Source organism: Streptomyces sp. AC555_RSS877, from assembly GCF_019049245.1.
Lineage (GTDB): Bacteria > Actinomycetota > Actinomycetes > Streptomycetales > Streptomycetaceae > Streptomyces.
Genome location: NZ_JAGMUK010000221.1, coordinates 13,656 through 37,967, shown reverse-complemented (window position 1 = coordinate 37,967; position 24,312 = coordinate 13,656). Strand labels below are relative to the sequence as shown.

General features: G+C 71.5%; 27 protein-coding genes. 20 read left to right on the top strand and 7 right to left on the bottom strand.

The features are described 5' to 3' along the window. Window positions 1–82 precede the first annotated feature (82 nt). The gene (locus tag KUM49_RS45320) at window positions 83–574 is read right to left on the bottom strand and encodes a hypothetical protein (protein WP_217242835.1); all 492 of its coding nucleotides are present in this window, start codon (window positions 572–574) and stop codon (window positions 83–85) included. Window positions 575–732: 158 nt separating this feature from the next. On the opposite strand from KUM49_RS45320, the gene KUM49_RS45315 reads away from it, so the two are divergent. After that, entirely contained in the window at window positions 733–1,260 is a 528-nt protein-coding gene (locus tag KUM49_RS45315) for a YbjN domain-containing protein (protein WP_217242834.1), read from the top strand. Between the two features lie 179 nt (window positions 1,261–1,439). On the opposite strand, the gene KUM49_RS45310 is transcribed toward KUM49_RS45315, so the two are convergent. Beyond that, window positions 1,440–1,913, bottom strand: coding sequence for an ATP-binding protein (locus KUM49_RS45310; RefSeq protein ID WP_217242833.1), 474 nt, complete (start codon window positions 1,911–1,913; stop codon window positions 1,440–1,442). 176 nt (window positions 1,914–2,089) lie between these two features. Here KUM49_RS45310 and KUM49_RS45305 point away from each other — a divergent pair, with 176 nt between their 5' ends. The 3 genes from KUM49_RS45305 to KUM49_RS45300 all read left to right on the top strand — a co-directional run bounded on the left by KUM49_RS45305 (window position 2,090) and on the right by KUM49_RS45300 (window position 4,270). After that, window positions 2,090–3,004 (top strand): helix-turn-helix transcriptional regulator, encoded by a 915-nt coding sequence (locus tag KUM49_RS45305; protein WP_217242832.1) that lies wholly within the window; start codon window positions 2,090–2,092, stop codon window positions 3,002–3,004. Next, window positions 2,961–3,098, top strand: a complete 138-nt coding sequence (locus tag KUM49_RS49560) for a DUF397 domain-containing protein (protein ID WP_308407017.1) — start codon at window positions 2,961–2,963, stop codon at window positions 3,096–3,098. Before KUM49_RS45305 ends, KUM49_RS49560 begins: the two co-directional genes overlap by 44 nt. A gap of 281 nt (window positions 3,099–3,379) precedes the next feature. After that, window positions 3,380–4,270, top strand: a complete 891-nt coding sequence (locus tag KUM49_RS45300) for a hypothetical protein (protein WP_217242831.1) — start codon at window positions 3,380–3,382, stop codon at window positions 4,268–4,270. 135 nt (window positions 4,271–4,405) lie between these two features. On the opposite strand, the gene KUM49_RS45295 is transcribed toward KUM49_RS45300, so the two are convergent. The 4 genes from KUM49_RS45295 to KUM49_RS45280 form a co-directional block, all read right to left on the bottom strand. Further along, on the bottom strand, window positions 4,406–4,690 hold the full coding sequence (locus tag KUM49_RS45295) for a hypothetical protein (RefSeq protein WP_217242830.1): 285 nt from the start codon (window positions 4,688–4,690) through the stop codon (window positions 4,406–4,408). A gap of 263 nt (window positions 4,691–4,953) precedes the next feature. Next, window positions 4,954–5,214, bottom strand: a complete 261-nt coding sequence (locus KUM49_RS45290; protein ID WP_217242829.1) for a Txe/YoeB family addiction module toxin — start codon at window positions 5,212–5,214, stop codon at window positions 4,954–4,956. A 9-nt stretch (window positions 5,215–5,223) separates the two neighbouring features. Beyond that, complete coding sequence (locus KUM49_RS45285) at window positions 5,224–5,481, bottom strand: type II toxin-antitoxin system Phd/YefM family antitoxin (RefSeq protein WP_037676836.1); 258 nt, start codon at window positions 5,479–5,481, stop codon at window positions 5,224–5,226. A 162-nt stretch (window positions 5,482–5,643) separates the two neighbouring features. Continuing rightward, a complete protein-coding gene (locus KUM49_RS45280) occupies window positions 5,644–6,849 on the bottom strand; it encodes a pyridoxal phosphate-dependent aminotransferase (protein WP_217242828.1) in 1,206 nt (401 codons plus the stop codon). 129 nt (window positions 6,850–6,978) lie between these two features. Here KUM49_RS45280 and KUM49_RS45275 point away from each other — a divergent pair, with 129 nt between their 5' ends. The 11 genes from KUM49_RS45275 (at window position 6,979) to kynU (ending at window position 18,012) form a co-directional block, all read left to right on the top strand. Further along, entirely contained in the window at window positions 6,979–7,323 is a 345-nt protein-coding gene (locus tag KUM49_RS45275; protein ID WP_217242827.1) for a hypothetical protein, read from the top strand. Window positions 7,324–7,728: 405 nt separating this feature from the next. Beyond that, on the top strand, window positions 7,729–8,358 hold the full coding sequence (locus KUM49_RS45270; protein ID WP_254402775.1) for a DUF2617 family protein: 630 nt from the start codon (window positions 7,729–7,731) through the stop codon (window positions 8,356–8,358). 60 nt (window positions 8,359–8,418) lie between these two features. Continuing rightward, window positions 8,419–10,056: a polyamine aminopropyltransferase gene (locus tag KUM49_RS45265; RefSeq protein ID WP_217242826.1), complete on the top strand. Its 1,638-nt coding sequence runs from the start codon at window positions 8,419–8,421 to the stop codon at window positions 10,054–10,056. A gap of 120 nt (window positions 10,057–10,176) precedes the next feature. After that, window positions 10,177–11,103 carry an SRPBCC family protein gene (locus KUM49_RS45260; protein WP_217242825.1) on the top strand — a complete coding sequence of 309 codons (927 nt, stop codon included), beginning with the start codon at window positions 10,177–10,179 and terminating at the stop codon, window positions 11,101–11,103. A gap of 86 nt (window positions 11,104–11,189) precedes the next feature. Beyond that, window positions 11,190–11,978: an aldose 1-epimerase gene (locus KUM49_RS45255; RefSeq protein WP_217242824.1), complete on the top strand. Its 789-nt coding sequence runs from the start codon at window positions 11,190–11,192 to the stop codon at window positions 11,976–11,978. 10 nt (window positions 11,979–11,988) lie between these two features. Then, window positions 11,989–12,537, top strand: coding sequence for an orotate phosphoribosyltransferase (pyrE, locus tag KUM49_RS45250; RefSeq protein ID WP_217242823.1), 549 nt, complete (start codon window positions 11,989–11,991; stop codon window positions 12,535–12,537). A 181-nt stretch (window positions 12,538–12,718) separates the two neighbouring features. Beyond that, the gene (gene fbaA / locus KUM49_RS45245) at window positions 12,719–13,750 is read left to right on the top strand and encodes a class II fructose-bisphosphate aldolase (protein ID WP_217242822.1); all 1,032 of its coding nucleotides are present in this window, start codon (window positions 12,719–12,721) and stop codon (window positions 13,748–13,750) included. Window positions 13,751–13,816: 66 nt separating this feature from the next. Beyond that, on the top strand, window positions 13,817–15,283 hold the full coding sequence (locus KUM49_RS45240; RefSeq protein ID WP_217242821.1) for an MFS transporter: 1,467 nt from the start codon (window positions 13,817–13,819) through the stop codon (window positions 15,281–15,283). A gap of 77 nt (window positions 15,284–15,360) precedes the next feature. Beyond that, the gene (locus KUM49_RS45235) at window positions 15,361–15,774 is read left to right on the top strand and encodes a DUF3151 domain-containing protein (protein WP_217242820.1); all 414 of its coding nucleotides are present in this window, start codon (window positions 15,361–15,363) and stop codon (window positions 15,772–15,774) included. Between the two features lie 149 nt (window positions 15,775–15,923). After that, window positions 15,924–16,763, top strand: coding sequence for a tryptophan 2,3-dioxygenase family protein (locus tag KUM49_RS45230; RefSeq protein WP_217242819.1), 840 nt, complete (start codon window positions 15,924–15,926; stop codon window positions 16,761–16,763). Continuing rightward, complete coding sequence (gene kynU / locus KUM49_RS45225) at window positions 16,756–18,012, top strand: kynureninase (protein ID WP_217242818.1); 1,257 nt, start codon at window positions 16,756–16,758, stop codon at window positions 18,010–18,012. Before KUM49_RS45230 ends, kynU begins: the two co-directional genes overlap by 8 nt. A gap of 51 nt (window positions 18,013–18,063) precedes the next feature. On the opposite strand, the gene KUM49_RS45220 is transcribed toward kynU, so the two are convergent. After that, window positions 18,064–18,672, bottom strand: coding sequence for a TetR/AcrR family transcriptional regulator (locus tag KUM49_RS45220; RefSeq protein ID WP_217242817.1), 609 nt, complete (start codon window positions 18,670–18,672; stop codon window positions 18,064–18,066). Window positions 18,673–18,922: 250 nt separating this feature from the next. On the opposite strand from KUM49_RS45220, the gene KUM49_RS45215 reads away from it, so the two are divergent. From KUM49_RS45215 to KUM49_RS45195, 5 genes are all read left to right on the top strand, one after another. Beyond that, entirely contained in the window at window positions 18,923–19,885 is a 963-nt protein-coding gene (locus tag KUM49_RS45215) for an alpha/beta hydrolase (protein ID WP_217242816.1), read from the top strand. Between the two features lie 210 nt (window positions 19,886–20,095). Beyond that, entirely contained in the window at window positions 20,096–21,433 is a 1,338-nt protein-coding gene (locus tag KUM49_RS45210; protein WP_217242815.1) for a histidine kinase, read from the top strand. Beyond that, window positions 21,430–22,140, top strand: coding sequence for a response regulator transcription factor (locus tag KUM49_RS45205; protein WP_217242814.1), 711 nt, complete (start codon window positions 21,430–21,432; stop codon window positions 22,138–22,140). Before KUM49_RS45210 ends, KUM49_RS45205 begins: the two co-directional genes overlap by 4 nt. A 13-nt stretch (window positions 22,141–22,153) precedes the next feature. Beyond that, window positions 22,154–22,591: a VOC family protein gene (locus KUM49_RS45200; protein WP_217242813.1), complete on the top strand. Its 438-nt coding sequence runs from the start codon at window positions 22,154–22,156 to the stop codon at window positions 22,589–22,591. A gap of 89 nt (window positions 22,592–22,680) precedes the next feature. Continuing rightward, a complete protein-coding gene (locus KUM49_RS45195; RefSeq protein ID WP_217242812.1) occupies window positions 22,681–23,883 on the top strand; it encodes a cytochrome P450 in 1,203 nt (400 codons plus the stop codon). The last annotated feature ends 429 nt before the right edge of the window (window positions 23,884–24,312 follow it).

Here is a 24,312-nt window from a genome sequence, read left to right as displayed (position 1 = left end):
GTGGGCGGACGGACGCCACGGGCGGGGATGCCGGTCTCCCCGGCCCCTGCCCGGGTCATGGTCACGGCGGTCACGGTCACGGTCACACTGTGAACGCCACGAACCGCACCCGGGACCAGTCCGGCCCGTCGTGAGTGATGTCCACCTGTACGGCGCCGTGGTCGCCGAACTCCCCGGGGCCCAGGTTCAGGCAGAGGTCGGCCGTGGCCTCGGCGCACTGCGACGTCCGCGGCTCGGGCCCGCCCCGGTACGTGGCCGCCAGCCAGTCCCGCACCTGGTCGCGGGGCATACGGAAGCGGGCGTCGTAGCGGGTGTCGATGCCGGACTGCACCTCGCAGGCGGCGTCGTCCGCGCCGGAGGGCAGCTTCGCCCCGCCGAAGGCCAGCGCGTCGGCGCAGGGTGCCTTCTCGACCCCCGTCCGTGCGGTGTCGTCCGTGGACAGCCACAGGGCGAGCAACACGGGCACTCCCGCCACCAGCAGGGCCGGTAACGCCATGATCGCCGCGAACACGCCCCAGCGGGTCCTGCCGGGCGTCCTCGGCTCCGTCACGGGTTCGTCGCCGCTCCGCGTCATGAGTTCCCCTCCGTCGGGTACCGGTCAGTACCTGCTTCCTGTACCTGCTTCCTGCTGACCGGATCATGTCAGCCCGAGGCTCACAGACTCGCCTGGGCTTGCCACCCCCCTCCCCGCATGGGGGAGGATGGCAGGATCCGTACGAAGGGAAAATCACGGTGACCATCGACCCGTCCTCGATTCCGAACTTCGGGGGCCAGCCCGAGCCGCAGCCGTCAGCTCCGGCGGGCCCCGTCGTCCCGGATCAGGACCTCGTGAAGCAGCTCCTCGACCAGATGGAGCTGAAGTATGTCGTCGACGACGAGGGTGACCTCGCGGCGCCGTGGGAGCAGTTCCGTACGTACTTCATGTTCCGTGGTGAGGGAGACCAGCAGGTCTTCTCGGTGCGGACGTTCTACGACCGCCCCCACAAGATCGACGAGAAGCCCCTGCTGCTGGAGTCCATCGACGACTGGAACCGGCGCACCCTGTGGCCCAAGGTCTACACGCACACGCATGACGACGGCACCGTCCGTCTGATCGGCGAGGCGCAGATGCTCATCGGCACCGGCGTCAGCCTGGAGCACTTCGTGTCCTCCACGGTCAGCTGGGTGCGGGCCGCCATCGAGTTCGACAAGTGGCTCGTCGAGCAGCTGGGCCTCGAGCAGGAGGTCAACGACGCGGAGAAGCCCGAAGAGGACGAGTAGGTCCCCCCGGGCCTGTAACGGCCTGTACCGCCGTACCGCCGCCGTAGCGGCGAAAGAGAGCCCGGCCAGGGCGCCGACCCCCACGGTCGCGTGCCAGGGCCGGGCTCTCGCCGTGCACGGCCTGTGGAAAACCTGGTCGGCCCCTCCCCGGTGGTCTCCGCACGGCGGCTGCGCCGCCATCAGCTCTCACGGGTGAGTGCCGCCTCGACAGCTACCTCCGCCCATACCGTCTTGCCTACGGGTCGGCGAGACGCCGACCCCCAGCGCACAGCCAGGACGTCCACCAGGAGCAGCCCCCGACCGGACTCACCCTCGGGGGACGACGAGGGCGGGACCGCGGGTGGCCGCTTCGCGGTGGCGGCGTCCGCGACCTCGATGCGAACCAGGCCCGCCGCCGCGTCGAGAGTGAGCCGGAGACCGAAGTCGCGTCCGCGGACTCGGCCGTGCTGTACGGCGTTCGCGGTGAGTTCGCCGACGACGAGGCCGACCGTGCACGACGCGTCCGACGCCGGCGGGTAGCCCCACTCCTCCATGCGCCGGACAGCACGGTTCCGGGCGAGTTGCGCACCTCGTGGCGAGGAAACGAACTGCTCGGCCAAAGCGGGGAGTTCGCGTGCCTCGTCGTCTCCCGGCGTGGTCGTTTTGGTCAGCACGGCTTGTCCGTCCTTGTCTGTCGAGCTGAGGCATCCCGCGACGTACACGAGTCGTCACGTTCCGTGCTCAAGAATCGACCGATCGCCCTACGCTCGACAGGTGACACAGCCTTACTTTTCCACCCGTAAGGAACGGAAGTGACGCTTTGGCCAACGGAATTGACCCCAGTGCGTCCATGGCGGCGCTGTTCGGCGCGCGGGTACGCAGGCTCCGTACGGCGGCCGGACTGACGCAGGCCGAACTCGGCGCCAGAACACACGTGGTGAGCACCCGGATCACGCAGATCGAGCGGGCGTCCGGGGCGAAACCGACGCTGGAGTTGGCGCGTGCGCTGGACGCGGTACTCGGCGCGGACGATCTGCTGGTCGAGTTGTGGCCGTACGTGTACCGGGAGGCGTTTCCGGACTGGTCGCGGAAGTTCATGGAGTACGCGGAGCGGGCGGTGGCCATCCGGCAGTACGCGGCTCATGTGGTGCCGGGGCTGTTGCAGACGGAGGACTATGCGCGGGCGGTTCTCAGCCTGGATGCCCTGCTGGACGGCGAAGAGCAGTTGGAGGAGCGGGTCACAGCACGTATGGGACGGCAGGAACGGCTGAGTTCGCCCGACCGGCCGGAGCTGTGCGTGATCCTGGACGAGGCGGTACTGAGGCGTCCGATCGGCGGCCAGGCCGTGATGCGGAAGCAGTTGGCGCGACTGCTTGACGCGGCTACGGAACGTCACGTCACCGTGCAGGTACTGCCGTTCGACCAAGGCGGGCACGAGGCGATGGGCGGCTCGCTGACAATCCTGATCCTGCCGGACGGCTCGGAAGTGGCCTACACAGAGGGTTCGGACTACGGCCAGCTCATCGAGGAACCAGCCAACGTCAGTCGCTTCAAGGTGATTTACGATCGGCTCCGGGCGGCAGCCCTGCCCCCGCTCATGTCACTCGACATGATCCGGTCCGTGATGGAGGGCAACTACCGTGGCTCGAATCTCCCGTCCCGATCTGAACGGCGCCGCGTGGCGCAAGAGCAGCTACAGCAATCAGGCGGGGGGCGACTGCGTGGAGGTGGCCGACGGGTTCCGGGCCGTCGTCCCCGTCCGTGACAGCAAGGTCCCGCACGGTCCGGGGCTCTGCTTCGAGGCCGCCTCCTGGACCGCCTTCATAGGCGAGTTGAAGGCCGGGCACCGCCGTACCTGAGGCGGCCGGCCCCCGGCCGCCGTCCGCGTTCCGGGATCCCCGGGCCCTTGTCCGCGAGGGTCCGGCGGGCCACTGACCTCCTGAAAGAACCAGGAGAAAGAACTACCCGCCCACCCACCCTCCCCGCCAGGAAGCCCGCGTCACCCGTCCGAGTGACCGGCTTGCAGGGGCGGGATACGGGCGGTTACGTTCGCCGCGACAACCGCAAACAGATACGGCCCCCGGCCGGGACTGCAATCCCGAACGAGGGCCTGACCAACCAGGAAGAAACCCGCTTCCCGATGGCTGACCCGCAGTCTAACGCGCGCCTGCGCGCCGACGCCGGAGCTCCGACCTCCGGCGTGATCCACGTACGTACCCGCCTGACGGCCGACTTCACGGTGATCTCCAACGCCCTCGCCCAGCGGCGCGGCAGTGCGGTCACGGTCGGCGTCGCGGCGTACATCTCCTCGCTGCCCGACGGCTCCTCCGTGACCATCACCGCCCTGTGCGAGCACTTCAGCGAGGGGGAGATCCTGATCTCGCGAGCGCTCAGGGACTTGGAAGCGGCCGGATACCTGGAGCGCCGCCGCGAGCGAACGCCCGCCGGGCAGGTCCGCACCCGAACGTACTTCTACGACGTACCCGGCGGTGGCCCGGATCCGGACCCGGACGGGCCTCCCGAGCCGCCCAAGCCTCGTCGGACCCGAAAGCAGTCCGCCGCCTCAAGGGTCACGCCCGCGTCCGCGGGCGTGGAGGAGATGGTGGCCGCGCCCGTCCAGGCCGAGGCGGAGACACCGGTCCAGCTTGCCGACGCCGACCCACGGGCCGTCGCCGTACTGGCCGCCCTGCGCAGGGTCGACCCCCGCCTGGTGCTGTCCGCGCAGGAAGCCGCCCGCCTCGCCCCGGCCGTCACCCGGTGGCTCGCGGCGGGCCTCCTGCCCACACAGATCACGGACCACCTCACCGCAGGACTCCCGGACAACCTCCTGGTCCGCCCGGTCGGCATCCTCGCTTACCGGCTCAAGGAAACGCCGTTGCCCGCACCGGCCACCAGAGGCGCAGAACCCGCGGTACGTAAGGCGATCGGGCCCATGCGGAACTGTGACGGCTGCGACCGGGGGTTCCGCTCGGCGGACCCCGGCCGTTGCCGGGATTGCCGGTCCGGGGACGATCTCCGTGCGGCCGGCTGAGCCGGTGGCCTGATGTGTGTCCACCGCAGAGCAGTGGTGTGCCTTGCCGCCTGAGTTCAGGGGCTGAGGTCCAGGGTGCGCACTGGCTGCTTCTTCCACGTGTGCGGCCTGGTGGTTAGTCATCGGGGCCAGGGCTCAGCCGCAGTCCAGCTCATCGACGCCTGCGCCGGTCTGGAAGCCGATGCCGCCCTCCGCCGCCTTGCCGCCGCGCCGGTGCTCGCGGAACTCGATGAACCGCGAGCGCTCGCGGTCCTGCGCAAAGCCGCGGCCTCCCAGGTCCCCGGCTGCGCCGAGACCGCGGCGATCACGCTGGCCGACCGTGGTGAGATCCCCGAAGGACACGGCCCGGAACTCCAGCTGTGGAGGCTCGTGGACCATCTGTGGGGCCCGCTCGGCGTGGCGGACGAGGCCACTCGCCATGTTCCGGGAACAGGAGGGGGACTCGGTGCTGCCGCTGCTGGAACAGGCCGCCGACGACCTGTGGCGCTGCCGCCACCCCGCCACCGGGGCCGTTTGGAGGCGGCAGGGCGGCTTCTGAGGGCTCGGGACAAGGCGCCGGCCAAGCGACTTGCGCAGGTCCGCGACCAAAGTCGGCTCCCGGCGTCGAGGATGAGGTGCCGACGTGCTGACCGCTACGCGACGCTGAGGCCGACGGAGGCTGTGCTCGATCCGGTCGAGTCCGTTCAGCTCTCGTAGTGGTAGCGGCACTGTGCGATCAGGACGCCATCCTCGGTGGCTTTGTAGATCAGTCGGTGCTCGTCGTTGATGCGGCGCGACCAGTAGCCCTGGAATCCGTGCTTGAGCGGTTCCGGTTTGCCGATGCCCTCGTTGCCGTTCTGGGCGATGTCCGCGATAAGTGTGTTGATGCGCTTCAGGATTTTCCGGTCCTGAAGCTGCCACCACAGATAGTCCTCCCAAGCGCGGGAGGAGAAGGTGATCTTCATTCGCGGCCGTTACTCGTCGGTCGCCAGTTCGCGTACGGTGCCGCCGCCGTTTTCCAACTCGTCGATGGACGCGAGCAGGCGCCGGGCGTTCGCCGGGCTCCGTAGCAGGTACGCCGTCTCCTTCAGCGACTCGTAGTCTTCAAGCGAGACGATGACGACCGGCTCATGCCCGGCCCGGGTGATGACGACCTCTTCTCGGTCGTCGGTGACGGAGTTGAGCACCTCGGCGTACCGCGCGCGCGACTCGGAATACGTCATGGTCTTCACGATCGACCCTCCTTCCACGTACAAGAAACTGTACGTCGACTCCTGTGGTGCGGCAAGCGCCGGAATGACGCTCGAGACCGGGCGGCTTCTGGCGCGAAAGTTCCGGGCGGGTGACGTGCGGCGGGTAACGAGGATGTGGCGACCGGCCCCGAGGAACGGTGATCAGGGCGCGAATGTCTTGCGGAGCCGTTCCGCCGCGTCCGCCAGTACCTCGATGCGCTTGCAGAACGCGAACCGGACGTAGGGTGCCCCCGTCTTCTTGTGATCGTAGAAGACCGCGTTCGGGATGGCGACGACACCCGCTCGCTCGGGGAGGGTGCGGCAGAAGGCGAAGCCGTCGGTCTCGCCGAGGGAGCGGATGTCGGTGGTGATGAAGTACGTGCCTGCCGGCCGGAAGACCTTGAAGCCCGCCTGCTCCAGCCCGTCCGCGAGCAGTTCTCTCTTGTCCCGCATATCGGCGCGGAACTCCTCGAAGTAGCTGTCCGGCAGGCGCAAAGCCTCCGCGACCGCGTACTGGAAGGGCCCGGAGGCCACGTAGGTCAGGAACTGCTTGGCCGAGCGGACGGCGGTGACGAGTTCTGCGGTACCGGTCACCCAGCCCACCTTCCAGCCGGTGAACGAGAACGTCTTGCCGGCCGAGCCGATCGACACCGTCCGCTCGCTCATCCCCGGGAAGGTCGCCAGCGGCACATGCTCGGCCTCGCCGAAGACCAGGTGCTCGTACACCTCGTCCGTCACCACGAGCAGATCGCGCTCGACGGCCAGCTCGGCGATCGCGGTGAGCTCTGCACGGGTGAGGACCGTGCCGGTCGGGTTGTGCGGGGTGTTGATCAGCAGCAGCCGGGTGCGGTCGGTGACGGCGGCGCGCAGCTCGTCGAGGTCGAGGCGGAAGGCGGCGCCCTCCTCGTCGACGTGCGGGCGCAGCGTCACCGGTACGCGCGTGCCGCCCGCCATCGCGATGCAGGCCGCGTACGAGTCGTAGTACGGCTCGAGGGCGACGACCTCGTCACCGGGTTCGACCAGCGCGAGCAGCGCGGCGGCGATGGCCTCGGTGGCGCCGGCCGTGACCAGCACCTCCGTGTCGGGGTCGTACGACAGGCCGTACCGGCGTTCCTGGTGTTCGGCGATCGCCGTACGCAGCTCCGGGACGCCCGGGCCCGGCGGGTACTGGTTGCCGCGGCCGTCGCGCAGCGCCCGTACGGCCGCCTCCCTGATCTCCTCGGGCCCGTCCGTGTCGGGGAAGCCCTGGCCCAGGTTGATCGCCCCGGTCTTCAGGGCGAGGGCGGACATCTCGGCGAAGATGGTCGTCCCGAACTCGGCGAGCCGACGGTTGAGGAGGGGGCGTGCGCTGGAGGTCATGCCGGCCATCCTCCGCCCAAGCTCTGGACTTCCTCAACTCTGCTTTGGCGGGCGTGGCGGAGGGGCATCTCCACGGCACGCACCAAGCGAGGCGCCCACGGGGGGCCGCTTCGGGGGAATCGGAAGGAGGGTGGCGCCATGGTCATCGGCATCATCCTGGCGATCGTCTGCTTCGTTCTTGTCGGGGTCTTCATCGCCGTCGGCAACAGTCGCCGACGCGCCGCGGTACGGCCGGCGGGCCGTGGTGGGGGCCGCCGGTCGTCGAGCGGCAGCAACCACCACAGCAGCAGCGGCAGCGACGCGAGCTGGTGGGTCGCCGGCGGCGTCGCCACCGGTGACGGCGGCTCGGGATCGTCCGACGGCGGCTCGCGGCACGACGGCGGCTCGTCCGGCGGCCACTCCTGCGGCAGCGGGTCGTCGTCGTCCTGCGGTGGCGGGTCCTCGTCCTGCGGCGGTGGTGGCGGATGCGGGGGAGGCAGCTGACACGGGGCAGCTGAGCTCCCGGAAGGGGGTACCGCATCCGCATCGGGGGGCGCGGGGGCGTGGAGTCCGTATCTGGATCGGACTGCACGCCCCCGCTGCTGTGTCCGGCTCCCGGCCGATACCACAGCACCCCCGCGCACGCCCCGACCGCCCTGGCGCACGCCGTGGTTGAACAGTTGAGCTGTGGAGCCCTCTAGGGGATGGAAACCGCACGAAGTTGGGTAAAAACACTGTGGCGCCACCACAGTTCATGATTCCCTCTAAAACGCCAACCTGGCCCTCGGACATCCCTCGGACACCCGACCCCCCACACTCCGACTGGGCCGACCGGGCCGAATCCCGGGTGCCGACCGAGGTGCGCCGGACCCACACCTCCCTTTCTTTGCGTGCTAGCGGAGCCGATCCATGCTCACGACCCTGAAGACCTCCTACACCGACACGCGCGCGGCCGACCTCGCCTGGGCCCTGGGGCGCGAACCGCTCCCCGCCCTGGCCACGCTCGACCTCGAACTGGCGGGCACCAAGCTTCAGTTGCGACTGCTCGGCGCATCCCACCAGGTGCTCATGGAGGAGGAGCGGGGCAGTTGTTCGGAGACGGTGGCGTGCATCTCGGGCAGCAGCACACCGCTCCCGCTGGGCGTGGCCAAGCGGGTGGGCGACTGGGACTACGAGTTCGCGGCCCGGGTCGAGGTCCTCTCGCCCGGTTCCTTCGCGGGCCGTGCCCAGGAGTTGCTGGCCCTGGTCGCCGACCATCCGAACGGCCTCGCGGGTGTCTTCCCCGGCAGCCCGCACGCCTTCACGGCGCTGCTGGCCCAGCGCCACGAGGGGCACGTGCACTGGCGGACCTGGCACGCGTACCCGCAGGACGGGCAGTTGGTGGCGACCAGGACGCGGGTGGGGATGAGAGCGTCTGCGGCCAAGTCCGGGCCACGTCAGGCCCATTCCGGCCCGTCCGGCGTCCGAGGAGCCCAGCAGGATGCCGGCAGCGTGCCGACGGGATCGCGGCAGGATTCAAACCCCCGAGTGCTCAACTGACCGACAGTTCCACACGTGTGGGTGACGAAGCGTGCCGTTGCCGTGACGTAACGTCGCAGCGTGATCGAACCGCACGCGCCCGCCCCACCCGGCACCACGCCACCCGGGGCGGACCCCGCGCGGCTGCCCGTCCGCCCCGGCACGGGCCGGTTCCTCGTCCTCGCCTGCGTCTTCGTCTGCGCGTCCTGCGGACTCGTGTACGAGCTCGAACTCGTCGCCCTCGCCACCTATCTGATCGGCGACTCGGTCACCCAGGCCTCCGTCGTCCTGTCCGTCATGGTCTTCGCCATGGGCCTCGGCTCCCTCGCCGCCAAAGGGCTGCGCTGGCGGGCAGCGGCCGGTTTCGCCGCGGTGGAGGCGTGCCTCGCCCTCGTCGGCGGATGCAGCGCGATGGCCCTGTACGCCGTCTTCGCCTGGACCGGCGACTGGGGCGGCCTGTGGACGAGCGGCCCCCGCTGCCTCCTGGTCGCCTTCTCCCTGGCCATCGGCGTGCTGATCGGCGCCGAGGTGCCGCTGCTGATGGAGCTGATCCAGCGCATCCGGCGCCAGGACGCCGGGGGCGCGGTGGCCGACCTGTTCGCGGCGGACTACGTCGGCGCACTCGTCGGCGGCCTGGCGTTTCCCTTCCTCCTGCTCCCCCTCTTCGGCCAGCTGACCGGCGCGCTGCTCACCGGCGCGGTCAACCTGATCGCCGGCGGGGCGCTCGTCCTCGGCCTGTTCCGCCGCGACCTTACCCGCCGGGCCCGCTGGCTCCTGCTGCTCGGCAACGTGGCCGTGTTCGCCGTCCTCGCCACGGCCGCCGTACTCGTCGACGACTTCGAACGGGCCGCCCGGCAGGCGGTGTACGGCTCGGACGTACGAGTCGCGCTGCAGAGCGACGTCCAGGAGATCGTCCTCACCGGCGGCACCGACGGCCGCCCCCTCGCCCTCTTCCTCGACGGCCGGCTGCGGGTCAGCGGCCGTGACGAGCACCGCTACCACGAGGCCCTGGTCCACCCCGCGATGAGCGGCCCGCACGCGCGCGTGCTCATCCTCGGCGGCGGCGACGGACTCGCCGCCCGCGAGGTACTGCGCCACGACGGCGTCCGCCGGGTCGACGTGGTCGAACTCGACGAGGCGGTCGTCCGGCTCGCCCGCCACGACCCCGCCCTCGCGAAGCTCAACGGCCAGGTCTACGGCGACCCGCGCGTCCACGTGGCGACCGCGGACGCTTTCCACTGGCTGCGCGGGGCGCCGCCGACGACGTACGACGTGGTGATCGCGGACCTGCCCGACCCGGGCATCACCGCGAGCACCAAGCTGTACGCCCAGGAGTTCTACGGCCTGGCCCGGCGCGCGCTGACGGACGACGGCCGCCTCGTCGTCCACGCCGGCCCGGTCACCTCCCGACCGCACGTCTTCTGGACGGTGGAGACGACCGTGCGCGCGGCAGACCTCCGCACGAGCCCCTACCGCGTGGGTGGCCGCGACTCCGGCTTCGCCGCGGGCCCCGACCGCTCGGCAGGCGCGTCGAGGGCCCCGCGCGACTGGGGGTTCGTGCTCGCGGCACCGGCGGAGCGGCCGGGACTGCGGCTGGACCCGGACGGGCCGCGCCCCCGGACGATGACGCAGGCCTCCCTGAGGGCGGACGGCACGGCGGCGGCGGGGACGCGGATCTCGGGCTTGCCGGCGTCGACCTTGGTGCATCCGCGGTACTGAGGCGGACCGAGGCGGCGCCGAGCCGGTGACGGTGCGGTTCTGCGTAGGCCGGTATCGACGCGCGGTCACTTTCGACCAACGGGGGTGCACGACGGCGCTCACTGGGTAGTCTCGGCTGACATGGAGCATGAGGTGTTCGTTCCGGTTCCGGTCGATCGGCTCAGGGAGGCGCTGGCCGACCCCGCGCGGGTCGCCCGGGCGGTCCCAGGGCTCCAGCAGGACGCCGGTGCCGAGCCCGTCGCGGGGCGACTGAAGGTACGCGTCGGCAGTCACTCCGTCACCTACCGCGGTTCCGTACGCGTGCTCGCGCGGCCGGACGGTTCGTACGCCGTCGAGGGTGACGCCGTGGAGGCCCGCGGCACGGGCGCGGTGAAACTCACGCTCACCCTCCGCCTCCGGGACACGGACGGCGGCTCCACGGTCACCTTCGACGGCACGGCGTCGGCGGACGGCCGCCTCACGGAGCTCCCGCCGGACGCGGTGGCCTCGGCGGCCGCGCGGCTCCTCGGCCGGTTCGCGGAGAACCTGGGGGCCGCGGCGGAGGAGCCGACGGCGGTGGAGCCGACGGCGGTGGACGCGCCTGATGCCACGGACGCGCCGGATGCAACGGACCGGCAGGACGCCACGGACAAGACTGATGTCACGGACGCGCAGGAGCGCCCGGACGCCCAGGAAGGGCCAAAGGCGCCTGACGCGCAAGGGGGGCCGGACGCGCAGGAAGGGCCCGGCGCGCAGGAGGGGCCCGAAGCTGACCCCGAGTCCCCCTCCGAGTTCGACGCCGAGGTCCCCCCGCCCGCCCTCTCCGACGCCTCCGAGGACTTCACGGAGCCCGTCCAGCCCCCCGCCGAGGCGGCGCACGCGCGGCGGACGATGATCGGGCGCAGTGCGGAGGAGGTCGACCACGCGCCGCCGCGCGGCCGGTACGCGCCGGTTCCCGCGCCGCATACGGCAGGGACCAACCCGGCGCTGCGGTGGGCGGCACCGGCGGCGGCGCTGGTGCTGGCTTCGGCGATCGTCGCGGGCCGGGCGTTGCGCAGGCGTCGCTGAGGAAGCGCGCCGCAGCGCCGGGTCGGCGCCCCGGTACCCGCGGTCCTCCCCGACCGCCCTCTTGATCAGCCCAGTAGGGTCGTCCCGTGAGTAACGAAGACATCACGCTGACCGCGGGCGACGCGGAAGTGACCGTGCAGCCGGGCAACGGCGGCCGGGTGGGAGGGCTCCGCGTCGGCGGGGTCGAACTCCTGCGCCAGGGCGACCGTTTCGGCTGCTTCCCGATGGTTCCCTGGTGCGGCCGGACCAGGGACGGCCGGTTCCGGGACGGCGCGACCGTCCACCAGATGCCACTCAACTCCCCGCCGCACGCCATCCACGGCACCGTGCGCGACGGCGTCTGGCGCACCGCCCGCACCACGGCCGACGAGGTGGTCATCACGTACGACCTCGTCGAGCCCTGGCCCTACCCGGGCCGGGTCACCCAGGTCGTCGCCCTCACCGAGGACGCCCTGACGCTGACCATGTCCGTGGAGACGTACGGGTCCTCCTTCCCGGCCCAGATCGGCTGGCACCCGTGGTTCAACCGGAACCTGGGGCAGGAGGACGTGCGGCTCGGCTTCGAGGCCGCCTGGCAGGAGGAGCGCGGCGAGGACCACCTGCCCACCGGCAACCGGCTCGACCCGAAGCCGGGCCCGTGGGACGACTGCTTCGGCATGCCCGGCGGCGTGGACGTCACGCTCACCTGGCCGGGGCAGCTGGAGCTCAAGGTCACCAGTCCCGAGCAGTGGGTCGTCGTGTACGACGAGCAGGAGGCGGCCGTGTGCGTGGAGCCGCAGACCGGGCCGCCCAACGGGCTGAACTCGCTGCCTCGCCTGGTCACGCCGCTGGAGCCGCTGGAGGCCTCGACCAGCTGGGCGTGGCGCCGCCTCTAAGCTGGCTGGCATGACTGACGTACGAGGCGTGCTGCTGCAGCAGATCAAGGACAAGGCCGTGGTGCACGGCAAGGTGACCCTGTCGTCGGGTCTGGAGGCCGACTACTACGTCGACCTGCGGCGCATCACCCTCGACGGCGAGGCCGCCCCGCTGGTGGGTCAGGTGCTGCTGGACCTGACCGCCGACCTCGACTTCGACGCGGTGGGCGGGCTGACCATGGGCGCGGACCCGGTGGCCGCGTCGATGCTGCACGCGGCGGCCGCCCGCGGCAGGAAGCTGGACGCCTTCGTCGTCCGGAAGGCCGCGAAGGCGCACGGGCTGCAGCGGCGCGTGGAGGGTCCGGAGATCGCGGGCCGCCGGGTGCTGGTCGTCGAGGACACCTCCACCACCGGCGGCTCTCCGCTGGCCGCCGTGGAGGCCGTGCGCGAGGCCGGCGCGGAGGTCGTCGCCGTCGCGACGATCGTCGACCGGGCGACCGGGGCGGCCGAGAAGATCGAGGAGGGTGCGGGGGTGCCGTACCGCTTCGCGTACTCGAAGGACGAGCTGGGCCTGGACTGATCCGGCCGTTGTCCGGTCGTTGTCCGGCCGATGTCCGGCCGGTTATCCACAGGCTGGACACGGAGGGGGGACCATCCGGCCAAGTCTGGAAAGATGGGGCCGACGATGACGTCACCCCCAAGGTCTAGGTCAGGGCCGTAGTACGCAGAACGCCAACCCGCACATACCAAGGAGCGGACAGATGCCCATCGCAACCCCCGAGGTCTACAACGAGATGCTCGACCGGGCGAAGGCAGGCAGGTTCGCCTACCCGGCCATCAACGTGACCTCCTCCCAGACCCTGCACGCGGCCCTGCGCGGCTTCGCGGAGGCGGAGAGCGACGGCATCATCCAGATCTCGACCGGTGGCGCCGAGTTCCTGGGCGGTCAGCACAGCAAGGACATGGTGACCGGCGCGGTCGCCCTGGCCGAGTTCGCGCACATCGTCGCCAAGAAGTACGACATCACCGTCGCCCTGCACACGGACCACTGCCCGAAGGACAAGCTCGACGGGTACGTACGCCCGCTGCTGGCCGTCTCCGAGGAGCGCGTCGCGCGCGGCGAGAACCCGCTGTTCCAGTCCCACATGTGGGACGGCTCCGCGGAGACCCTGGCCGACAACCTGTCCATCGCCCAGGAGCTCCTGGAGCGCGCCCGCGCCGCCAAGATCATCCTCGAGGTGGAGATCACCCCGACCGGCGGCGAGGAGGACGGCGTCTCGCACGAGATCAACGACTCCCTGTACACGACGGTCGACGACGCGGTGCGTACCGTCGAGGCTCTCGGTCTCGGCGAGAAGGGCCGCTACCTGCTGGCCGCGTCCTTCGGCAACGTCCACGGCGTGTACAAGCCGGGCAACGTGGTCCTGCGTCCCGACCTGCTGAAGGACCTCAACGAGGGCATCGCCGCCAAGTACGGCAAGCCGGCCGGCTCGCAGCCGTTCGACTTCGTCTTCCACGGCGGCTCCGGCTCCTCCGCGGAGGAGATCGCGACCGCGCTGGAGAACGGCGTCGTCAAGATGAACATCGACACCGACACGCAGTACGCGTTCACGCGCCCGGTCGTCGACCACGTCTTCCGCAACTACGACGGCGTCCTGAAGGTCGACGGCGAGGTCGGCTCCAAGAAGACCTACGACCCGCGCACCTGGGGCAAGCTCGCCGAGGCCGGCATGGCCGCGCGCGTCGTCGAGGCCTGCGGGAACCTGCGCTCCAGCGGCACGAAGATCAAGTAGCCGCAGCGCACGAGCGATTGCGGCGAGCCCGGTGCCACAGCACCGGGCTCGCTGTATACCTGGGGCATGCCCGACGTCCGGCTGGCCTCGCCGCAAGGCAAATGGATCCTGTTCACCACCGTCCTCGGCTCCAGCATGGCGCTGCTGGACTCGACCGTCGTCAACGTCGCCCTGCCGCGCATCGGCCGCGATCTCGACGCGGACCTCGCGGCCCTCCAGTGGACGATCAACGCGTACATGCTGACGCTGGCCGGGCTGATCCTGCTGGGCGGTGCGCTCGGTGACCGGTTCGGGCGCCGGAAGGTCTTCGTGATCGGCGTGCTCTGGTTCGCCGCCGCCTCCCTGCTCTGCGGGATCGCCCCGAACGCCGAGTTCCTCATCGCCGCCAGGGCGCTGCAAGGGGTCGGCGGCGCGCTGCTCACGCCGGGTTCGCTCGCCATCATCCAGGCGTCCTTCCATCCCGACGACCGGAGCCGGGCCGTCGGCCTGTGGTCCGGGTTCGGCGGGGTCGGGGCGGCGGTCGGGCCGTTCGTGGGCGGCTGGCTGGTGGACGGGCCCGGCTGGCGGTGGGTGTTCCTGATCAACGTGCCGCTGGCGCTGCTGTGCGCGCCGATCGCCGTACGGCATGTTCCCGAGTCCGGGGACGGAGGTACGCACACCCGCTTCGACGTGCTGGGGGCGGTGCTCGGCGCGCTGGCGCTCGCTCTCGTGACGTACGCGTTGATCGAGGCCCGGGAAGGCTCCGTGGTCGTCGTGCTCACGGCCCTCGCCGGGGTGGCCGCCGCGGTGGTCTTCGTCCTCGTCGAGCGGCGCAGGGCCGATCCGATGATGCCGACGGACATCTTCGCGTCGCGCCAGTTCACCGCGGTCAACCTGGTCACCCTGTGCGTGTACGCGGCCTTCGGCGGCTTCTTCTTCCTCGCCGCGCTCCAGCTCCAGGTGGTCGTCGGCTACTCGGCCCTCGGCGCCGGGACGGCACTGCTGCCCACGACCGCCCTGATGCTGCTGTTCTCCGCCCGCTCGGGCGCCCTGGCCGACCGCATCGGGCCGCGCATCCCGCTCACCGTCGGGCCGCTGCTGTGTGCCGCCGGGATGCTGCTGATGCTGCGGGTCGGGCCGGGGGCCTCGTACGTCGTGGACGTGCTGCCGGCGCTGCTCGTCCTCGGGCTGGGGATGGTGACCCTGGTCGCGCCGCTGACGGCGACCGTCCTCGCGTCGGTGGACACCGCGCGGGCCGGGCTGGCCAGTGGGATCAACAACGCGGCGGCCCGGGCGGCGGGCCTGATCGCGGTGGCGGCGCTGCCGCTGATCGCCGGGATGGGCGAGGAGGCGTACCGGTCGCCGGGGGCCTTCGACGACGCTTTCGGGCGGGCCATGACGGTGTGCGCGGGGGTCCTGGTGGTGGGGGCGGTGGTCGCCTTCGCGACGGTGCGCAAGCCGGCGGCGGACTGCCGCAGGCCCGAGTGCCGGACGCACGGGTTCGTCACGGCGCCGCCGTTGGAGGGGGAGCGGGCGCGGCGGAAGCCGGCGTGACGGCACGACCGCGCGCTGTCACACGTCGCTCGGTCCCACGTGGCTCCGTCGCGCGTCGGATGGAGGAGACTTGGCCCATGTCCATTCACGAAAACCTTCTCGGGGGACCGCCCCCGACCCACCTCCCCGACGACCCGGAGCCGCGGGAGCTGCTTGCGAACGGCACCGCGCCGGCGGACGTCGCCGGGAAGTACCCGACCTCCTCCCTGGCCTGGGCCCAGCTGGCCGACGAGGCCTTCGAGCGGGGCAGCGTCGTGGAGTCGTACGCCTATGCCCGCACGGGCTACCACCGCGGCCTGGACTCGCTGCGCCGCAACGGCTGGAAGGGCCACGGCCCGGTCCCGTGGGAGCACGAGCCGAACCGCGGCTTTCTGCGCGCCCTGCACGGCCTCGCCCGCGCCGCGCAGGCCATCGGCGAGCAGGAGGAGTACGAGCGCTGCTCGCAGTTCCTGAAGGACTCCTCGCCGACGGCGGCCCAGACCCTGGGCTAGGACGTTCTTCCGGTACGGCCCGCCTGCGCGATCAGGCGGGCCTTGCCATTTCGGCGGACCATCGAAGAAGATGCCCGGCGGGGACCGGGGCCCCCGTGTCGGTAACGGCAGGGGCGGACCGCTACCCGGAGTACAAACAGGAGACAGCGATGTCCCACGAGGCTCACGAATCCCAGGAGCCCGAGACTCCGCATCTCGACTTCGCAGGCACGACGCCGTACGAGGACTACGTCAAGGCGGACGTGCTCACCCACCTCCAGCACACCCTCTCCGACGATCCCGGAGAGATGGTCTTCCTGGTCACGACCCAGGTGATGGAGCTGTGGTTCACCGTCATCGTCCACGAGTGGGAGACCGCGGCACACGCCCTGCGCTCCGACGACGTGCCCACGGCCGTCGCCGCGCTGAAGCGTTCCGTACGGGAACTGGAGGCGCTGAACGCCTCCTGGAAGCCGCTCGGCCAGCTCACGCCCGCGCAGTTCAACGCGTACCGCAGTGCCCTCGGCGAGGGCTCCGGCTTCCAGTCGGCGATGTACCGCCGCATGGAGTTCCTGCTCGGCGACAAGTCCGCGTCCATGCTGGTCCCGCACCGGGGCGCGCCCCGCGTCCACGGGGAGCTGGAGAAGGCGCTGCACGAGCCGAGCCTGTACGACGAGGTGCTGCGGCTGCTGGCGCGGCGCGGGCACGCGATCCCGGCCGCTGTCCTGGACCGTGACGTGTCGCGCCGCTACGAGCCGTCGCCGGATGTGGAGGCGGTGTGGACCGCCCTGTACTCGGGCGACGAGAGCGACGACCTCGCCCGTCTCGGCGAGGCCCTGACCGACGTGGCCGAACTGGTCTGGCGCTGGCGCAACGACCACCTGGTCGCCACCCGGCGCGCCATGGGTTCCAAGACCGGCACCGGCGGCTCCGCCGGAGTCGCCTGGCTGGAGAAGCGCGCGCAGAAGAACGTCTTCCCCGAGCTGTGGACGGCGCGATCCCATGTCTGAGACCACCGAACTGGCCTTCAAGGCACAGGAGTTGGACGCCGGTGACGAGCTGGCGGGGGTTCGCTCACGGTTCGTGCTCGACGACGTCGTCTACCTCGACGGGAACTCGCTCGGCGCGCTGCCGGCGGCCGTCCCCGGGCGCGTCGACGACGTCGTACGGCGGCAGTGGGGCGAGCTGCGCATCCGGTCCTGGGACGAGAGCGGCTGGTGGACGGCGCCCGAGCGGATCGGCGACCGGATCGCCCCGCTGGTGGGGGCGGCGGCCGGGCAGATCGTGGCCGGCGACTCGACGAGCGTGAACGTCTTCAAGGCACTCGTGGGAGCGGTACGGCTGGCTCGGCTCGGCGGCTCCGTGCGAGACGAGATCGTCGTCGACGCGACGACCTTCCCGACGGACGGGTACATGGCGGAGTCGGCGGCCCGGATGACCGGGTGCACCCTGCGCCCGGTGACGCCGGCCCAGGTGCCGGGCGTGCTGGGCGACCGTACCGCCGCCGTCCTGCTCAATCACGTCGACTACCGCACCGGACGGCTGCACGACCTGCCCGGTCTGACGGCCGCCGTGCACGCGGCGGGCGCGATCGCGGTCTGGGACCTGTGCCACAGCGCGGGCGCCCTGCCGGTCGGCCTCGACGAGCACGGGGTCGACCTGGCCGTCGGCTGCACCTACAAGTACCTCAACGGCGGCCCCGGTTCACCGGCGTACCTCTACGTACGCCGCGAGATACAGCACCGCTTCGACTCCCCGCTGCCCGGCTGGAACTCCCACGCCGAACCCTTCGGCATGCGCCCCGACTACGAACCGGCCTCCGGCGCCCTGCGCGGCCGCGTCGGCACGCCCGACATCCTCTCCATGCTCGCCCTGGAGGCGGCCCTCGAGGTCTGGGACGGCGTCTCGATCGACGCCGTCCGGGTCAAGTCCCTCGCGCTGACGGACTTCTTCCTGGAGTGCGTCGCCGAGTACGTCCCGCCGGGCCGCGTGGAGACGCTGACACCGGTGGCCCACGAGGAACGCGGCAGTCAGGTCGCGTTGCGGTGCTCCCCCACTCTCGGCTCCGCTCGAGCGGGAGGTACCCCCATCGCCGGGGAGGTCATGAAGCGGCTGATCGAGCGAGGGGTCGTCGGGGACTTCCGGCGGCCGGACGTGCTTCGGTTCGGATTCACGCCGTTGTACGTCGGGTTCGCGGACGTGGAGCGGGCGGCGGGGGTGTTGGGGGAGACGTTGCGGGGTGATCTCGCAGGCTACTGACAGGCTGGAACTGGCCGGCTGGAACTGGACGAGTCGGGTGGGCGGAGGCGGTCACGCCGAGGGGGCGTACACCCCCGCTTCCGCCGCCGCGACCGCCGCGTCCGCCGCGCGTTCGGCGTCGGCGGGGTCCGGGGCGGTACCGGTGGTGAGGAAGCCGTAGTAGAGGGGCGCCGAGACCGCCCGCACGACGGTCCCCGCGTCCGTGCCTGCCGGCAGCTCGCCCCGGGTGACGCCCGCCGCCACGCACGGCGCCCACTCCGCCACCCGTACCTCGTAGAAGCGCCGCAGCGCCTGGGCCGTACGGTCGTCGCACGCCGCCGCGGCGATGACCGCGCGGAACAGCGCGCCCTGCCGGGGGTCGGCCAGGGTCCGCTGGACCAGCGAGGCGTTCGCGCGCAGGTCTCCCCGCACGGAACCCGTGCGAGTACGCGGCAGCGACTGCTCGGCCATGTCGGCGAGCAGGTCGGCCACCAGACCGGTCACCGAGCCCCACCGCCGGTACACGGTCGTCTTGCCGACCTCCGCGCGCCGGGCCACGTCCGCGAGGTCGAGCCGGTCGAAGCCCTGCTCGGCCAGCACGTCCCCCGCCGCCCGCAGTACGGCCGTACGAACTCGCGCGGTACGCCCGCCGGGGCGCACGGTGCCGGGCTCGGCGGACATATCGGCCTCCTTGATCCATGTGTGGGGGCCAGGGTGATGGATGCACGGTCCCCCGGCGTCAGCGTAACGAAACAGCAGAACCGTTTAACCCTCACCGAGCGTGACATCCCCGTGTCCGCGCACGTCATGGGCCTGATAGCGTCCCCGCCAACAGCCGAATCTCCCAACGGGATTGCCTCCCGGTCCGTCAAATCCTCCCCCAGTGCCGAAAGCCTGGGAGGTACCCCCATCGTCGTTGAGAGGTTGGAGCATGCCGGACGACGCCGCAGCGCGCGATGCCGCAGCTGCCCGTGCCGCCGCCGAAGAGGAGTCGGTCTTCTCGCACCAGGCGGTCGACCCCGATGCCACCGCGGCGTACGGCGATCATCCCGACCAGGTGATCGACTTCTATGCCCCGCACTACGAGGTCGTGCCCGGTGTTCCGGCCCCGCTGGTCGTCGTGCTGCACGGGGGCGCGTGGCGTGCTCCGTACGACCGCCGTCACATCTCACCGTTCGCGGACTTCCTGGCACGCCGGGGGTTCGCGGTGGCGAGCGTGGAGTATCGGCGGGGGAGTGAGGGCGGCGCCGGGGCGGAAGACTGGGCTAAGGCTGGGGCTGGGGCTGGGGCTGGGGCTGGGGCCGAGGTCGGGGCCGGGGAGTTCACGCCGGTCGCGGGGCGTTGGCCGGACACCTTCGACGACGTCGCCGCAGCGCTGGACGCGCTGCCCGCGCTGGTCCGCGAGATCCTTCCGCAGGCCGACCCGCGCCGCATGCTGGTCGCCGGTCACTCGGCGGGCGGCCACCTCGCCCTGTGGGCCGCGGCCCGCCATCTGCTGCCGGCCGACGCCCCCTGGCGCACCGACCGCCCGGTGCCGCTGCGGGGGGTCGTCGCCCTCGCTCCGATCGCGGACTTCGCGGTGGCGGAGAAGCTGGACGTGTGCGGTGGGGCGGTACTCCAACTCCTCGGTGGACAGGCCGTGTTCGCCGAGCGACAGCCCTATACCGACCCCGCCCTGCTGCTTCCCACGGGTATCGCGACGACGCTCGTCCAGGGCCGTAGCGACGTGGTCGTACCGCAGGCGGTCGCCGAGTCCTACGCGGACGCGGCGGCGAAGGCGGGGGAAGTGGTGGGCCTGACCCTCCTGGAGGACGTCGGCCACTTCCCGCTGATCGACCCGGCGGCGGACGCGTGTGCGGTGGTGGCGGAGGAGATCGCGCAGTTGGCGTGGTGAGCCGCCCGGCGTGGTGACCCGTCCTGGTCGAGGCCGAGTCGGCTGCGGCCGTCGAGGCAACCGGCAGGCGGCGCCGTGCTGAGCGCGCCGAACGCGTTCCGTCGGCCTCGGCGCCACCGGCCGGCAGACCCGTAGTACCTGAGAGGGACCGCGAAGGACCCCTCTCACTGGTGACGACCGAGACCCCCGCCTCCGCCTACCGTTCTGTACGTGACCGAGACGACCCAGATCCACACCACGCCGCCGGGCGACGGGGCCAAGTCGCGCAGCCCGGAGTTCCGGCTGGCCGCGGACGCCCTGCGCGGGCTGCGGCAGGACCTGTTCCACGACGCCTTCGCCTACCGCCCACTCCCGCGCATGCGCGCGGACGGCCCGCTCACCCGGCGGCTGTCCGGCCGGCTGCGGGAGTACGCGGGCTGGACCCCGCACGCGCTGATCGGCGCGGCCGCGCTGACGGCGCTGGCCATCGCGACCATCGACGCGGGCCTGGCCCTGCTGCTCGGCCTGCTCGCCGTGATCCCGATCCTGCTGACCATGGTCCGGCCGATAGGAGCGTTCTGGCTGTCCATGGCGGCCACCCCGTTCGCCCTCCCGTTCGGCGACCAGTGGGGCGACTGGCCGTGGCTGCCCGGCAGCTTCGCCTGCCACCTGACGGTGCTGACGATCGTGGCGCTGCGCACCCGGCCGCGCACGGCCGGCTGGATGTGGGCGCTGACCGCGGCCTACGGCATCGTGGCGGAGACCCTTTTCGGCTCGGGCCGCTACTACGGCACCAACACCGCGCCCATGCTGGTCTTCTCCGCACTCGTCCTGCTCTGCGTCTCCGTCTGGCACATACGCCGCGAGGCCAAGCAGGAGGTGACCGCCCAGCAGACGGTGACCGCGCACGAGCGTTCCCGGCGCACGCTCCTGGAGGAGCGCACGACGATCGCCCGCGAGCTGCACGACGTGGTCGCCCACCACATGTCGGTCGTCGCCATCCAGGCGGAGGCCGCCCCCTACCGGGTGGAGAACCCGCCGCCGGAGCTGGAGCGCGCCTTCGTCACGATCAGGGAGAACGCGGTGGCGGCCCTCACCGAACTGCGCCGGGTCCTGGGCGTGGTCCGCGCCGAGGACTACGAGGCCCCGGACGCCCCGCAGCCGACCCTCGCCGACCTGGAAGTCCTGCTCGCCAATGTGCGGGACGCGGGGCTGAACGTGGACAAGACGGTGACCGGAGCGGTGCGCGAACTGCCGCAGGGCGTCGAGCTGTCGGCGTACCGCATCGTGCAGGAGGCGCTGAGCAACACCCTGCGGCACGCGCCCGGCGCGGGCGCCCGCGTGGAGATCGGGTACGTCCTCGGCGGCCTGGGCCTGCGCATAGTCAACGGCCCGCCGCCCGAGCCGTCCCTGGTGAAGCCCTCACCGGGCGCGGGGCACGGCATCACCGGCATGCGGGAGCGGGTCTCCATGCTGAACGGTGAGATGACGGCGGGCGCCACGGACGAGGGAGGGTACGAGGTGACGGTGTTCCTGCCGGTGCCCGTCGTGAGCGAGGGCGACGCATGACGCAGGACACGACCCAGGACACGACCCAGGACACGACGCAGGGCAAGATCCGCGTCCTGATCGCGGACGACCAGATGATGGTGCGCGAGGGCTTCTCGGTCCTGCTGAACGCGATGCCGGACATCCAGGTCGTCGGCGAGGCCGTCAACGGCCGGGAGGCGGTCGACCAGGTCCGCGAGCTCGCCCCCGACGTCGTCCTGATGGACATCCGTATGCCCGAGCTGAACGGCATCGAGGCGACCCGCGAGATCGTCGCGGCGGACGGCACGGCGAAGGTGCTGGTCCTCACCACCTTCGACCTCGACGAGTACGTGTACCAGGCGCTGCGGGCGGGAGCCTCCGGTTTCCTCCTCAAGGACGCCTCGGCGCGCCAACTCGCGGACGGGGTGCGGGTGGTGGCGTCAGGGGAGGCCCTGCTCGCCCCCTCGGTGACCAGGCGGCTGATCAACGAGTTCTCCAAGCTGTCCGAGGCACCGCGCCTCATGCCCTCCGCGCAGGCGGCCTACGGAGATCTGACCGAGCGGGAGACGGAGGTCCTGGTCCTGATCGCCCAGGGCCTGTCGAACGCGGAGATCGCGGGACGACTGGTGGTCGCCGAGTCGACGATCAAGACCCACGTCAGCCGGATCCTGGTCAAGCTGGGCCTGCGGGACCGGACCCAGGCGGCGGTGTTCGCGTACGAGGCACGGTTGGTCCGGCCCGGCTGAGTACGGTGAGTGCATGGAACAGCGCGTCACGTTGATCACGTTGGGTGTGTCCGATCTCCCGCGGTCCAAGGCCTTCTACGAGGCCCTGGGCTGGCTGGGGCAGGAAGTCGAGGAGACCGTCTTCTTCCAGGCGGGCGGCCTGGGCCTGGTCCTGTGGAGCCGCGACAAGCTCGCCGAGGACTGCGGTCTGGAGCCCGGCCCGGCACCGGCCGGCTTCGGCGGGATCGCCCTGGCCCACAACGTCCGGTCCGACGCGGAGGCCGACGCGCTCCTCGCGGCGGTGGAACAGGCGGGAGGCAGCATCACCAAGCCCGCCGCCGTCAACGTCGTCGGGTTCTACTCCGGTGCCTTCGTCGACCCGGACGGCCACGCCTGGGAAGTCGCCCACAATCCGGGGTTCCCGCTGGCGGAGGACGGTTCGGTGACCATCCCCGACTTCGGCGCCCCATGAGGTCGCTCCACGAGGCCGCAGCTGGGAGTGTGCCCCGGTCGGTGGGACACCCCTGGTCAGGCGGGGGGCTGCCGGGCTAGCGTCCGTGCATGGCAGCCTTCGACCCCTGGGACCCGGCGTTCCTCGCCGACCCCTACCCCGCGTACGCCGAGCTGCGTGAGCGTGGCCGCGTGCGGTACTTCGAGCCCACCGGCCAGTGGCTGGTGTCGCACCACGCGGACGTCTCGGCGTTGCTGCGGGACCGGCGGCTGGGGCGGACCTATCAGCACCGGTTCACGCACGAGGACTTCGGGCGGACGGCTCCGCCGCCGGAGCACGAGCCGTTCCACGTCCTCAACGACCACGGGATGCTCGACCTGGAGCCGCCGGACCACACGCGGATCCGGCGTCTGGTGTCGAAGGCGTTCACGCCCCGCACGGTGGAGCAGCTGAAGCCGTATGTGCACGGGCTGGCGGACGAGCTGGTGTCGGCGCTGGTCGAGAAGGGCGGAGGGGACCTGCTGGCGGACGTGGCGGAGCCGCTTCCGGTGGCCGTCATCGCGGAGATGCTGGGGATCCCCGAGTCGGACCGGGCGCCCCTGCGGCCGTGGTCGGCGGACATCTGCGGGATGTACGAGCTGAACCCGTCGGAGGACGTGGCGGCGAAGGCGGTGCGGGCTTCGGTGGAGTTCTCCGACTACCTCCTCCAGCTGATCGCCGACCGGCGCAAGGAGCCGGGCGACGACCTGATCTCGGGGCTGATCGCGGCGCACGACGAGGGCGACCGGCTGACCGAGCAGGAGATGATCTCGACCTGCGTGCTGCTGCTGAACGCGGGCCACGAGGCCACGGTGAACGCCACCGTCAACGGCTGGTACGCCCTGTTCCGCAACCCCGACCAGCTGGCGGCCCTGCGCGCGGACCACACCCTGGTCGCGTCCGCGATCGAAGAGCTCATGCGCTACGACACGCCGCTCCAGCTCTTCGAACGCTGGGTGCTCGACGACATCGAGGTCGACGGTACGACGATCCCGCGGGGTGCGGAGATCGCGATGCTCTACGGCTCCGCCAACCACGACCCCGAGGTGTTCCGGAATCCCGAGCGGCTCGACCTCGCCCGCGAGGACAACCCGCACATCTCCTTCAGCGCCGGCATCCACTACTGCATCGGCGCCCCGCTGGCCCGTATCGAGCTGGCGGCATCGATGACGGCCCTGCTGGAGAAGGCCCCGACGCTGCGCCTGACGGCGGAGCCTCGGCGGAAGCCGAACTTCGTGATCCGGGGGCTGGAGGGACTGGCCGTCGAGCCGTGACGACGGGGGGCCGCCGGGTTGTCTCGCCCCCGCCGCCCCTACCCGTCCCATCCTTCTGGGGCTCCGCCCCAGACTCCGCTCCTCAAACGCCGGAGGGGCTGATTTTCAGCCCGTCCGGCGCTTGAGGACGAGGCCCTTCGGGCCGAAGCGGGGGTCTGGGGGCGCAGCCCCCAGGGACGGGACGGGCAGGGGCGGCGGGGGCGAGAAATCTGCTGATCGAGACGACCGACGGCTCGCCGGGCCTGACCCTCCGCGCCAGCCGGGTCCCGAACGGCGCGACCCTCCAGCGGCTCAACATGAAGCTGCAAATGGAGCGCCACGACCGGGACAGCATCAGGAAGCAGCTCGAGGAGCGCGAGGCACGTGGGAAGCGGGGCCGCCGCAAGGGGCGCTAGTAAGGCCGCACAGACCAAGGCCCTGGAAGAGACC

Coding starts and splice junctions, on each gene's coding strand:
- KUM49_RS45320 (WP_217242835.1), bottom strand. CDS start 574: ATGACGCGGAGCGGCGACGAACCCGTGACGGAGCCGAGGACGCCCGGC.
- KUM49_RS45305 (WP_217242832.1), top strand. CDS start 2,090: ATGGCGGCGCTGTTCGGCGCGCGGGTACGCAGGCTCCGTACGGCGGCC.
- KUM49_RS45300 (WP_217242831.1), top strand. CDS start 3,380: ATGGCTGACCCGCAGTCTAACGCGCGCCTGCGCGCCGACGCCGGAGCT.
- KUM49_RS45295 (WP_217242830.1), bottom strand. CDS start 4,690: ATGGCGAGTGGCCTCGTCCGCCACGCCGAGCGGGCCCCACAGATGGTC.
- KUM49_RS45290 (WP_217242829.1), bottom strand. CDS start 5,214: ATGAAGATCACCTTCTCCTCCCGCGCTTGGGAGGACTATCTGTGGTGG.
- KUM49_RS45280 (WP_217242828.1), bottom strand. CDS start 6,849: ATGGCCGGCATGACCTCCAGCGCACGCCCCCTCCTCAACCGTCGGCTC.
- KUM49_RS45275 (WP_217242827.1), top strand. CDS start 6,979: ATGGTCATCGGCATCATCCTGGCGATCGTCTGCTTCGTTCTTGTCGGG.
- KUM49_RS45270 (WP_254402775.1), top strand. CDS start 7,729: ATGCTCACGACCCTGAAGACCTCCTACACCGACACGCGCGCGGCCGAC.
- KUM49_RS45260 (WP_217242825.1), top strand. CDS start 10,177: ATGGAGCATGAGGTGTTCGTTCCGGTTCCGGTCGATCGGCTCAGGGAG.
- pyrE (WP_217242823.1), top strand. CDS start 11,989: ATGACTGACGTACGAGGCGTGCTGCTGCAGCAGATCAAGGACAAGGCC.
- fbaA (WP_217242822.1), top strand. CDS start 12,719: ATGCCCATCGCAACCCCCGAGGTCTACAACGAGATGCTCGACCGGGCG.
- KUM49_RS45240 (WP_217242821.1), top strand. CDS start 13,817: ATGCCCGACGTCCGGCTGGCCTCGCCGCAAGGCAAATGGATCCTGTTC.
- KUM49_RS45235 (WP_217242820.1), top strand. CDS start 15,361: ATGTCCATTCACGAAAACCTTCTCGGGGGACCGCCCCCGACCCACCTC.
- KUM49_RS45230 (WP_217242819.1), top strand. CDS start 15,924: ATGTCCCACGAGGCTCACGAATCCCAGGAGCCCGAGACTCCGCATCTC.
- kynU (WP_217242818.1), top strand. CDS start 16,756: ATGTCTGAGACCACCGAACTGGCCTTCAAGGCACAGGAGTTGGACGCC.
- KUM49_RS45220 (WP_217242817.1), bottom strand. CDS start 18,672: ATGTCCGCCGAGCCCGGCACCGTGCGCCCCGGCGGGCGTACCGCGCGA.
- KUM49_RS45215 (WP_217242816.1), top strand. CDS start 18,923: ATGCCGGACGACGCCGCAGCGCGCGATGCCGCAGCTGCCCGTGCCGCC.
- KUM49_RS45205 (WP_217242814.1), top strand. CDS start 21,430: ATGACGCAGGACACGACCCAGGACACGACCCAGGACACGACGCAGGGC.
- KUM49_RS45200 (WP_217242813.1), top strand. CDS start 22,154: ATGGAACAGCGCGTCACGTTGATCACGTTGGGTGTGTCCGATCTCCCG.
- KUM49_RS45195 (WP_217242812.1), top strand. CDS start 22,681: ATGGCAGCCTTCGACCCCTGGGACCCGGCGTTCCTCGCCGACCCCTAC.